We start from the raw sequence: 11,989 nt of genomic DNA on the forward strand, positions 1-11,989 counted from the left end.
GCCATTAAGGTTCTTTGACGGTTGTTAAGTTTGAGTTGGGTTTGAAAGGCTCGTTGCATAGATCTATTATCTGATCTTACAGATAGTACCGTTTTGTACCATAAATCGTCTACTAAGTTACTTCTCTCTGTCTCAGCTAGAGCTGCTAAGTTCGGTCTTGCACCCGATAATAGTATATTTTGATACCAAATTAAACGATGTTTGAGATTTTATCGCTTATCATATAGCATTGTACAGAGTTTGTGGTTTCGAGATTTTAACGTTTCTTAACAATTAATTCCTCTCACTGTTAATCTTGTGCGATTTGACGTTATCACCCTATTTCCCGATTTTTTCAGCTCTCCACTGCAATCCGGACTGTTAGGCAAAGCTTTGGCAAAGGAAATTGCCCAGATTCATCTAACCAACCCGCGAGATTTTGCCACAGATAAGCACCGACGAGTTGATGATGAACCCTATGGAGGTGGAGTGGGAATGGTACTCAAGCCGGAACCGATTTTTGCCGCCATTGAGTCTTTACCCATCTTACCCCGACGAGAGATTATTTTGTTGACTCCTCAAGGGGAACGAATGCACCAAGGTTTACTCCGAGAGTTGGCGACCGATTACGACCAACTGATTTTGATTTGTGGTCATTATGAAGGGATTGACGAACGGATTACTCATATTGTGACTCGTGAAGTCTCTTTGGGTGATTTTGTCTTGACTGGGGGTGAAATTCCAGCCATGACCCTGATTAACGGTGTGATTCGTTTGCTTCCGGGAACGGTGGGTAAAGAAGAATCTCTCAAAGCTGAAAGTTTTGAACAAGGATTACTCGACTATCCTCACTACACTCGACCCGCCGAATTTCGCGGTTGGACAGTTCCTGATGTCTTGCTATCGGGAAATCATACCGAAATTGCTCTATGGCGACAACAACAGCAACTCCAGCGAACTCGCGAACGTCGTCCGGATTTGTTAGACGATCAGCCGTAAAATCACTGTAGGCAGACTAACCCAAGGATGAATCCTTACAGGGGGAAATACCCCCCCATTTGTTTTGTTCTGCTCTAGGCGAGAAATTTTAGTGAGAATTGATTCAGAATATTCCGCCGATTAAGGCTGTTTTTCTCGGCGATTTGTTGTATAATAAACTATTAAAACAATCCAATAATAGGAACAGCATCACATTAAGTCTGTGTTCACAGATTTAAGGTTCCTCAATCGTTCAGCGCTTCCTTTTTGAAAAGCCAAATATTCCGATTTCTCATCAATTTTTATCCTCAATTTTTGTGTTCAGGGTTTGTTAGAAGGGTATTGGATGTAGATAAGTCAGTTTTATCAGGTGCAGAAAATAGGGGCATTCTGACCCATGATTGGGTCTATTTTTAAGGTTTTTTAGCTCGTTCACCTCGGATTTTCGTCAATCCGAAATGATTTGGGGTCAGATTTTTATCAGTCTGGCTAACAGTTTAGTGCGTAAAAGGATAGATTTATGATCGTGACTCAATCCCTGGAAAAATACGAATCTTTTCAAATGCGGGTTCAACCCTTACTAGAAATCATCTATGATGAACCGACGGTAAAAACGTTACTCAAACAAATTTTTGCACTGCTTCAAGACTATTCCTCCGACTTCCACGAAGAAAATCTCAACAAATGGAGTCAAGACAATATTTTGCTGATTACCTATGGTAACAGTCTTCAAAAACGGGGAGAAACACCCTTAGTTACCCTCAAAAATTTCTTAGAAAAATATCTCAAAGACACGATTACAGGTGTTCACATTTTACCCTTTTTTCCCTACAGTTCCGACGATGGATTTTCCGTGATTGACTATCTCCGTGTTAACCCCCAGTTAGGAGATTGGGAAGATATCAAAAACATTGCTAATCAATTTGATTTAATGAGTGATTTGGTGATCAATCATATTTCTAGTCAGAGTGATTGGTTCCAACAATTTCAACGCGGTGAAAAACCCGGATGTGATTATTTTATCACGGTTGATCCAAAAACCGATTTATCTGCCGTTGTTCGTCCTCGTAGTACACCTGTACTCACACCTGTTGACACACCATCAGGCGAAAAACACGTTTGGGCGACATTTAGTGCAGATCAAATTGATCTTAATTTTGCCAATCCCAATGTCTTGTTAGAATTCATCAAAATCATTCTGATTTATATAGAGGAAGGTGCCAAATATATTCGCTTAGATGCGGTGGGATTCCTCTGGAAAGAAATCGGGACTTCTTGTATTCATCTTCCCCAAACTCATGCCGTAGTTAAACTGTTGCGGGAACTGGTACAACTGGTGAATCCTCATGTTGTTTTAATCACCGAAACAAACGTTCCGAATCGAGAAAATTTAAGCTATTTTGGCAATCGGAACGAAGCACACATGATCTATAATTTTAGCTTACCGCCTCTACTGTTACACGCGCTTTTACAAGGCAAATCAGACTATTTAAAAACCTGGATGATGAGTATGCCACCCGCTCCTTTAGGATGTGCTTACTTTAATTTTACGGCTTCCCATGATGGGATTGGTTTACGTCCAACTGAAGGGTTATTATCCGAACAAGAGTATTATACCATGCTCGAAACCATGCAACAATTTGGGGGAAAAGTGAGCATGAGAAAGAAACCCGATGGAAGTGAAAGCCCCTATGAACTGAATATTTCTCTATTTGATGCGATGAAAGGAACCGTCAAAGGGGAAGATAAATGGCAAGTTAAACGGTTTCTCTGTTCTCAAACGGTGATGATGTCTTTAGAAGGAATTCCAGCGTTTTATATTCATAGTTTGCTGGCAACTCCTAATGATTATTATAAACTCAAACTAACGGGAAGAAATCGTTCGATTAACCGTTCTGAATTGGATTTAAACGAACTCGAAGATAAACTGAGTCATCCTCATTCACCGCAATCAATTGTCTTTCGTGAACTTTGTCGTCGGATTCAAATTCGGCGTCGTCAAACTGCATTTCATCCGAATGCGACTCAATATACTTTACAACTCAAGCCCTCGCTGTTTGGATTTTGGCGACAGAGTATTATTCGCGATCAAAGTATTTTTTGTATTTTCAATTTAACGGATCAGCCGCAACTTTTACAACTTTCTGAGTTGAATTTGGTTTGTACTGATCCTTGGTGTGACTTAATTAGCGGAGAAAAGGTGGATGATATCTATTCTTGCTTGACGTTGCATCCCTATCAAGCCATTTGGTTGACGAATAAGTTCTAATCTGTCGTTAAACAATCCGTGACTCTGTTTTAACCTGATTTACATTAATACCCTTGGAGACGTTCGATTTGAGCGTCTCTTTTTATTTGTGAGTCGGGATAACATCTAAATCCGTAAAAATAATTACCCTATCAAAAAAGTTTGATGATAAGATAGAAAACTTAATCTGCTGTTAACATTGTATCTGATCTGACTTATGACTGTTACTGAACAACGGGTGCAGAAAGATCAAGTCCTTCGTTCCCATCTCTGGAAAATCATTGCATTTGATGTGCTTTTCATCGGGGCGATGATGATTCGTGCTATTCTCAATCAGAAAACTCCGATGCGATATTTTGGTGAAACAGGAATTATAAGCTGGTTTTCCTGTTTGCAGTTGTTGATTTTGGCGGGATTAGCATGGAAAATTTATCGCATCCGAAAATTAGCGCATATAGAAGAAACAAAAGGAAAGCACGCACCCCAAACGTTATGGAAACTGATTGCGATGGGATTTTTATTTTTAGCTGTAGATGAAATTGTGCAAATTCACGAAGCAACTGATATTTTGATTCATTGGATTTTTCAAATTCCAGATAACATTAAGTTTCTCCAACTTGATGGGTTAATTGTTGCGGGTTATAGTGCTATTGGTGCATATATTTTATACTCATTTTGGGATGAGTTTAAACAGTATCGCTCTGCTTTTTATCTATTTATTATAGGTTTTGCGCTGAAAGCAACGATGGTTTTAATTGATGTGAGTACAGACGATCAAACTGTTTTTTCATCTTGGTTTACCGATCCAAAAAGTCATAAACTCATGTATGACTGGGTACAAACGGTAGAAGAATCTTTTAAAATTTTAGCAGAAGGTGCTTTTATTGCTGCTTTTCTGGTTTGTGTTCAAATTGCCAAACGAATGACTCGGGCTGAAATAACGAATTAAAAATAACCCGTTAAAAATACAATAAACCCTCAAATTTTGACTGAGGGCTATTGTGATTAACTCTTTTTTAAACCTGCAAACCATACGGGTAGAAACCCGGTTTCTGCTAGAAACCGGGTTTCTGGTTTTTACCTCATACGAGCGCACACCGCTATAACTCTTTTTTAAACCTGCAAACCATACACCCAAATAATCAGTAAGGGTGTAACAAGAGTCAACAAAAGTGATAAGGGAGCGCCGACTTTTGTAAAGTCGAAAAATTTGTAACCCCCGGTACTATAAACCATTGTATTGGTTTGATAGCCAATGGGAGTCATAAAGCTACAAGACGCCGCTAATGTCACCGCAAACATAAACGCAAAGGGGTTTAAACTGAGGGTTTTAGCGACTTCAACGGCAATGGGAATCATCAACAAAACTGAAGCATTATTTGACAGAATCTCAGTCAATAATACCGTGACAATGTAGAAGAACGTTAAAATCCAATACCCGGAAAGATTACCGCCCACTGAGATCAAACCAGTGGCTAACCATTGGGTTGTTCCTGATTTTTCCATGGCAATTCCGAGTGGAATTAACCCAGCAAGTAGAAAAATGACATCCCACCGAACCGCACCATAAATTTCACCGGGTTTGAGACATCCCGTAACTACCATTAAAATAACACCCGCCAAAGAACTCACCAAAATGGGAATTAAATCAAACGCAGAAGTCAGAATAACACCTGCGACAATTGCAATGGCAATTTTGGCTTTATCTTGTCGTAAAGTTTCTACATCTCGTTGTTCAAGTACCAATAATTCTCGGGTTGTTTGTAAACCAATAAAGCTTTGCTTTGGGCCTTGAAGTAATAGCAAATCACCAAATCGTAAGGGCGTTTTTCCCAAACGTCCGCGTACTAATTCTGAACCCCTACGAATAGCAAGTACAGTAGCATTATACCGTTGTCGAAAGCGTAAATCTTTTAACGTTGTACCAATTAATCGAGAGTTGGAAAGAATTAATACTTCTCCAATTTTCTCCTCTCCTGAACTCAAAACAGATTCAATAGAGTCGCTTTTAAACTGTACATCGGGTAAGATATTCAGTCCTCGTTCTTCTCGAATTCTCAGCAAATCTTCTCGGCTACAGCGAATCATCAAAATATCACCTTCCCGCAATATTTTATCCGCAACAGGTTGAGGAAGGTGAACTTTATCTCGGACTAATTCTAAAACGTCTAGGTCAAATTTACGCTGAATTTCACTTTCTCGTAGTGTTTGTCCGACTAAACTCGATTGAGGGGTGATAATCACTTCACTCAGATAGTCATTAATTTCATAGTTTTCACCCAAAAAATCACTCGCATTTGATGTCCGTTTCGGGAGCAAATAGGGCGCAATAAATGAAATGTAAACTAAGCCAATCAAAAAAACAATTAACCCGACTTTTGTAAATTGAAATAACGTAAACGCGCCATAGCCTAGTTTTTCGGATAAACCACTCGCGAGAATATTGGTTGAAGTTCCAATCAGGGTAATCATCCCGCCTAAAATTGAAGCATAGGAAAGAGGAATTAAAACTTTTGAAACCGGGATTTTTTGCTTTTTGCACCAATCTTCGATAATCGGAAGAAAGATCGCAACAACTGCGGTATTATTAATGAAAGCACTAATCGGGCCAACAATCGCTCCCATGATAAAAATTTGCTGCGTCGGATGTGTTCCTCCCCATTTCATTAACCAGTCTCGAACGATTTGAATCACACCTGTACGAGTAATTCCCGCACTGAGGATAAACATCGCCATTACTGTGATAGTCGCGGAGTTTCCAAAACCCGAAATTCCTTCATTAGGAGTCACTAACCCTAATATCATCAGGAGAACCGTGACGCTTAATGCAGTCAAATCGACAGGCAACCATTCAACAACAAAGCTGATTAACGCTAAGATCAGTACACTGAGTGTGAGAACAATCGTCATACTAAAGTAATACCTGGTTGATTAACATTTAATGGGATATAGATTAGACAATCAGTTGGTTTTTCACTGATGACACTAAATCAAGTTGACTTTGATTTCAAAGCAACCTGAATATAAATCCTTGAAACTTGTGTGAAAGCTTGCCATCAAGTGACCCCGATCTCTGAATATTGTGAGGATGCCAATCGCCTCAAACGCTTTATATCCGAACGACTTGTCGCTTTCCTCTCGACAGTTCCCCATCCCGGACTTAACGAAACATTAATTAAATCTATCGGGAATGTTTACATTCATTTGCTATTCTTGCAATACACCCAGAGTTTTTGATTGGGCTATCGAGGACTGGCATTGATAAACCTGTTAAAGTGTTCTTCAAGTCTGATTCACAATGATAACTGTTTATCCTTGACAGTTATTGGTTGTTGATTTACACAATATAGCTAAACCTTCGAGTTATTCTCATCTAATCTAACATGGTCGTGTCTGATGTCAAATTGTGTTCAGATCGCGGAGTTGACTATACAACCCTGCAAGATCTCCTCGCCAATCGTCAATGGAAAGCTGCTAGCCGAGAAACCACTCGGGTGATGCTGATGGCGGCGCGTCATACTTCTGACAGTGAACTCAGTGGATCGGATATCGAAAAACTGCCTTGTTCTGACTTGCATACCATTGATCAACTTTGGGTTGCGTCTTCTAATGAACATTTTGGATGCTTCACCCAAGTATCTGTACAAATTCGACTTAACAACACCAGGGAGACTGTTTTTCATGCAGGTTGAGCGACTAGCCGTATTATCGGACAATTATATTTTTTTACTGCACGATCGCACGAGCAATACAGCCGCAGTGGTTGATCCAGCCGAAGCTACTCCGGTTCTCAAACGTCTGCGAGAACTTAATGCTGAGTTAGTGGCAATTTTGAATACTCACCATCATAGCGATCATGTCGGAGGAAATCGTCAACTGCTGGAACATTTTCCGCAAGCGACGGTTTACGGAGGGGCTGAAGATCAAGGGCGCATTCCGGGACAACAAGTGTTTCTCTCTGAAGGCGATCGGGTGAAATTTAGCGATCGCACTGGGGAAGTGTTTTTCATTCCCGGACATACAAGGGCGCACATCGCCTATTATTTTCCCCCTCAAACGCCGGAAGAAACGGGTGAGTTATTTTGTGGCGATACTCTATTTGCGGGGGGTTGTGGTCGTTTATTTGAGGGAACACCGCAACAAATGGTTACTTCTCTAACAAAGTTGCGGTCTTTACCCGATCAGACGAGAGTTTGGTGCGCTCACGAATATACCTTGAACAATCTTAAATTTGCCCTCACCGTTGATGAAAACAATTCGGATTTAAAAAATCGTTTTGATCAGGTTAAAGTTGCTCGGAGTCGAAATGAAGCAACGATTCCTTCTACAATTGGAATGGAAAAGTTGACCAATCCGTTTATGCGTTGGGATGATCCGGATCTTCAATTGAGGGTAAAGAGTCAAGATCCTGTTCAAACCTTTGCTCGTTTGCGAGGGATGAAAGATCAATTCTAATCCTTGAGATTGACCACCAAGACAGGAAGACACAAAGAATTTTCTCTGTGTCTTTGGGGTTTTAATTTGCTATTTCGGTTTCCCTGTCGGTTAGATTAAAGGGCAGAAGGATAAACTTCGTCCGCTACAAATACAGGTCTATTTTCATACTCGGCTTGAATTTGTTGTTTCACATCTAAATCCCAAGTTAGATTATAATCGCGATCAAATTCAGCCTGAACAAAAGGACGCAAAGTTCCCACAATTGTCACGCTTTCGTCTTCATTGACTCTCGGATCGGGATTATTCGTAATGACTAATAAATCTTCACTTCCAAAAAGCTTTTCTTCATCGAGAGTAAAGACACCTGTACTCCTGATTTCTTCAACTTCTCCTTGTACGGCTATGCGCTGATAATAATATTTTTCAGGGTTTTGAGATAAATCACCCGGATCAGGTGATAGCGCTATCGATTTAGCAATCAGCGCAGGCTGTTGTTCATATTCTGTATAAAGATTCGGCTCGAAGTCTAAATTGTACTCTCTTTCTATTTCAGCAATGACAAAATTCCGAACTTCTCCAGTGACTTGAACTTGGGTTCCTTCTCCTTCAGGAAGGCTTATTTTCTTCCCTGAAGCATTAACAATTAGGATTTCTTCGCCACCGCCAAAGGTTTGTTCTCCATTCATCAAAAATGACGCCTCACCCACGACTTCTTCGACATCTCCTCGAATGGTGACGGTTTGACCAATATAATTAGAGGTTTCATCAGCCACTTCTTCTGCGGTGACATTTTCGGTAGCTTGTTCTCTCGTTGTCACTTCTGATGATGTACAAGCAGGTAGCAATAGAGCCATTAAAGATAATGCGATCGCTCCCAAACGAATATTTTTAGGATTTTCTAAGTTAGAATTGGGTAAGATATTATTCATGATGTTCGATTTTTAATTCAATTTATTACGACATAAACCTCTGGAAATAATCTCTATAATCAGCTTAAAGATTAGAATAGCTTGCTAAGTTTACCCTGTGATTTCGAGAGGTTCTATAAATATTAGTTTATCAGTTGAATCAAGGGAGTTGATTCCCTCTTAAGAAGGATTGGCCCTCTTTCAAAAGGAGGAGATTACAAACTATCCCTCTTCTGTCACTCTCCGAAATAAACAAGTAATAAAAAGTAGAGTTACCAGGGATTAAAATCCCTGTCTGAAAGTTAAAGTCCTCTCAAGAGGACTGAATTTAATTGATCAACTGGGTTGCGACTAACTGTTAAGTGTTAACTGAAAAAACTGGTCACTGGTGAGTGCAGTGCGTTGGGCGGGTTCCCCGACTTAAAGCAACTGCCGAACCCGAAGGGTAACTGATAACTGATAACTGTAAACTGCCTCTTGCCTCTTGCCTTTCCCTCTAACAATGAATATTTTTGAGATTACAATTCAACCCAAAACCGAGAAGGGCTGGCCTGTCGCCGTTAAACATACTCCGTCCCAGCAATTCTTTGTCCCTGTTTAATAAAGGAAAAGAATTGGAGGCTTTTCTGAATACAATTCGGGCGGGAAAAATTGTGCGGAAACACAAAGCCCCCAACTCCGAGGTTATGGGAGCCTTGGCAACCAATATTGATGAAGCCAGCTAAAGATCAAAAGCTGTGTGAAAATATTTCACCCGCCAGTGATTGAAGTTTGATTCTAGTTAAAAATAGGGAATTGGCGATCGCTTTCGATGGCCAACCCGCGACAGAATGCACAAGGCAATAATTTTGTCAATTCCTAAGTGCTAAATATAGATTTTTATTTCTTATCAATCCTGGGGTAAAAACGGATGGGATTCATTGGAGAAAAGCAAGGCTTAAACCCTCATCAGCTAGGAGTTTAAAGCTTGGCTTGTCCGGGTTGATAGAACCTGCTATTGACCCTGGAATCGGCTTAATAAGCGACATGGCGAAATATTTCCCAATTATTGCAATCGGTTTAAGGCCACGATCGGACTCCGCAACAAAAGTTTATAGAGTGGGGTTAATTGTTGTCCAAATCCTGAGTTTCCCCCCCCCAATCAGGGTTCTAGAATTGATTCCGGGAAAAGTAGACAAGAAAGTGAAATTGGACTCTTGACATCCGTACAACTCGGAAGTTAGATTAATTTTCAGGTCAAGCATCTATCATCGCTCAGTCACAGAATAATAAGCGTCCCAGCCGTTGTAGAGGGTGTAAAGTTGGGGCGGGATTACGAATAGATATTTGCAAAAATTTTCGAGCAGAAAATCTAGAATTCCCACAAAGCTTTGAAGTCTTTAAGCTTTGAAGTTTTTAATGGGACAGTTTACTCACGCGCATCAAAAAACTTTGAACTTCCTAAAAAAGGAGTAAAATGTGAGCCAAAGTAAAACAGTTTTGAAACGGGTTGATTGTCAGATCGCCTCGGAGACTTTTTACCAAAAATTGCCGCACACGCCCCTACCTTCAGGTATGGGGATATAAGGCTCTTTCTAATGCTATAATAACTCTACTGGCAGGGTATTCAACCAGTTGAAAAACCCAGCATCTAATCGATGCAATGAACCTTGAAAACTTAAGGTACGGGGTTCTTGCTCTGAATGCTTTGGCCATATAAAACCTTAAAGCACCAAGTACAGAGAATCAAGCATTTTTTTCTCAAGTACGGTAGGGCATACCGAAACTATCTCTGAAATGAGATGAACGACTGGGGAGACTCACCCCTCTGGAGTAGGTTAGGAAACTAGCTTGCTGTAAGGGTTGTCAATGAATCAGTAATCCAAAGCCGTGAGGCTTGGAGAATCCCCTTTCTTTAGAAATGGGGAGTATGTCAAAACAACGGTTCTCTTTTCGCTCCCGAAGGAGTGGCCAGCGTTCACCCGGTGGAGTACGGGGAACGGTGTCAAGGAAACGCCAACTGCGTCCCCATCTGTCCGGTTCAAGCCAAGTACGACGCCCGAAAAACCCTGAACAGCATCGCCTTTCCCGATCGCGTTCACCTGCTGACCCAGACCGTCGCCTCCAAGGTGGAAATCGACCCCGAAACCGGTCGCGTCACCGCCATTCAATACAAACACTACAAAGATAAAAGCTCTCCCCAGCATACGGTGGGAACCGTCAGGGGCCGTTTATTTGTGCTGGCAGCCAACCCCGTGGAAAATGCCAAACTGATGCTGGCTTCCAACTTACCCAGCACTAGCGGACTGATGGGCTGCAATCTGATGGATCATCCCTTTCTGCTGGCTTGGGCGTTGATGCCGGAAGTCACCGGTACGATGCGGGGGCCGCTCGTGACTTCGGGGATTGCCAGCTTCCGCACCGGACAATTCCGCAAGGAACAGTGCGCCTTTGGAATTGATATCCACAACGATGGTTGGGGATGGGCGGGAACGGGAGCGACGGATATTGTCAGAGAGGCGATCGATAAAAACCGCAAGTATGGCTCCGAACTCCGCTCTGAACTGGTCAGCCGGATCTCCCGCCAATTGTTGCTAGCTTTCATGTGCGAATTGCCCGCAGATGCCAGCAACCGAGTTAGCATCCATCCCGACTACAAAGATCAACTGGGCAATTATCGCCCCGTAATTCACTTTGATGTCCCCGATTACTGTAAAAAAACGATGGCGTACTCCCGCCAGCTTTCTCGGAAAATCTTCGAGTGTTTGGGCGCGGAAGATCATACCCACTACGATAAGTCCGACCCCGCCTATTTTGAGTACGAAGGTGAGGGCTATTGGTTCCGGGGCGGAAACCACTTTTCAGGAACTCATGTGATGGGAACGACGAAATACAACTCGGTTGTGAATGCTCAACAGCGTTCTTGGGACCACGAAAATCTTTACCTGCTCGGTTCGGGAAGTATGCCCTCCATCGGCAGTTCCAACACGACTTTGAGTATTGCCGCCCTCGCTTTTCTCGCTTGCGAACAGATGCTCAAGGATTTGAAAGCTTAGGCTCAAAAAACAACAAACCCAGAAACTCTCGCCAACAGAGGTATTACCCATGACCGATCGTTTAAGGTTGATTAAAACCGTCGAGGACCTGCATTACTATCTGATTCACGGGATGATGATAGAACACGCAACCTTTCCCCCTTACATCACCGCCCTGTATTCTCTCAAACCCGGATCGAACCTGGAAGCATTCCACGTTATTCGCGCCGTTGCGGTCGAAGAAATGCTCCATCTCACCCTCGTGGCTAACGTGTTTAATGCGGTTGGGGGAGATTGGATTGACATACTCCCCATTTCTAAAGAAAGGGGATTCTCCAAGCCTCACGGCTTTGGATTACTGATTCATTGACAACCCTTACAGCCAACTGGTTTCCCAATCAACTCCAGAGGGGTGAGTCTCCCCA

General features: G+C 41.9%; 10 protein-coding genes. 8 read left to right on the forward strand and 2 right to left on the reverse strand.

Features of this window, described 5'->3' with window-relative positions:
* Positions 1-297 precede the first annotated feature (297 nt).
* From trmD to VB836_RS12765, 3 genes are all read left to right on the forward strand, one after another.
* Positions 298-978 (forward strand): tRNA (guanosine(37)-N1)-methyltransferase TrmD, encoded by a 681-nt coding sequence (gene trmD / locus VB836_RS12755; RefSeq protein WP_323219666.1) that lies wholly within the window; start codon positions 298-300, stop codon positions 976-978.
* A 499-nt stretch (positions 979-1,477) separates the two neighbouring features.
* Positions 1,478-3,226, forward strand: a complete 1,749-nt coding sequence (locus VB836_RS12760) for an alpha-amylase family glycosyl hydrolase (protein ID WP_323219667.1) — start codon at positions 1,478-1,480, stop codon at positions 3,224-3,226.
* Between the two features lie 196 nt (positions 3,227-3,422).
* Positions 3,423-4,154, forward strand: a complete 732-nt coding sequence (locus tag VB836_RS12765; protein WP_323219668.1) for a hypothetical protein — start codon at positions 3,423-3,425, stop codon at positions 4,152-4,154.
* A 164-nt stretch (positions 4,155-4,318) separates the two neighbouring features.
* Here VB836_RS12765 and VB836_RS12770 read toward each other — a convergent pair whose 3' ends face one another.
* The gene (locus VB836_RS12770) at positions 4,319-6,115 is read right to left on the reverse strand and encodes an SLC13 family permease (protein WP_323219669.1); all 1,797 of its coding nucleotides are present in this window, start codon (positions 6,113-6,115) and stop codon (positions 4,319-4,321) included.
* Between the two features lie 473 nt (positions 6,116-6,588).
* Here VB836_RS12770 and VB836_RS12775 point away from each other — a divergent pair, with 473 nt between their 5' ends.
* The gene (locus VB836_RS12775; RefSeq protein WP_323219670.1) at positions 6,589-6,897 is read left to right on the forward strand and encodes a GUN4 domain-containing protein; all 309 of its coding nucleotides are present in this window, start codon (positions 6,589-6,591) and stop codon (positions 6,895-6,897) included.
* On the forward strand, positions 6,887-7,660 hold the full coding sequence (gene gloB / locus VB836_RS12780) for a hydroxyacylglutathione hydrolase (RefSeq protein WP_323219671.1): 774 nt from the start codon (positions 6,887-6,889) through the stop codon (positions 7,658-7,660). The genes VB836_RS12775 and gloB overlap by 11 nt, the downstream gene beginning before the upstream one ends.
* Before the next feature lie 95 nt (positions 7,661-7,755).
* On the opposite strand, the gene VB836_RS12785 is transcribed toward gloB, so the two are convergent.
* Positions 7,756-8,571, reverse strand: a complete 816-nt coding sequence (locus VB836_RS12785) for a hypothetical protein (RefSeq protein WP_323219672.1) — start codon at positions 8,569-8,571, stop codon at positions 7,756-7,758.
* A gap of 566 nt (positions 8,572-9,137) precedes the next feature.
* On the opposite strand from VB836_RS12785, the gene VB836_RS12790 reads away from it, so the two are divergent.
* The 3 genes from VB836_RS12790 to VB836_RS12800 all read left to right on the forward strand — a co-directional run bounded on the left by VB836_RS12790 (position 9,138) and on the right by VB836_RS12800 (position 11,934).
* Positions 9,138-9,275 (forward strand): hypothetical protein, encoded by a 138-nt coding sequence (locus VB836_RS12790; RefSeq protein WP_323219673.1) that lies wholly within the window; start codon positions 9,138-9,140, stop codon positions 9,273-9,275.
* A gap of 1,221 nt (positions 9,276-10,496) precedes the next feature.
* Positions 10,497-11,585 (forward strand): GMC family oxidoreductase, encoded by a 1,089-nt coding sequence (locus VB836_RS12795; RefSeq protein WP_323219674.1) that lies wholly within the window; start codon positions 10,497-10,499, stop codon positions 11,583-11,585.
* Between the two features lie 49 nt (positions 11,586-11,634).
* Positions 11,635-11,934 (forward strand): ferritin-like domain-containing protein, encoded by a 300-nt coding sequence (locus VB836_RS12800; RefSeq protein ID WP_323219675.1) that lies wholly within the window; start codon positions 11,635-11,637, stop codon positions 11,932-11,934.
* Positions 11,935-11,989: the final 55 nt, after the last annotated feature.

Source organism: Limnoraphis robusta BA-68 BA1 (assembly GCF_034932365.1).
Taxonomy (GTDB): Bacteria; Cyanobacteriota; Cyanobacteriia; order Cyanobacteriales; family Microcoleaceae; genus Capilliphycus; species Capilliphycus robustus.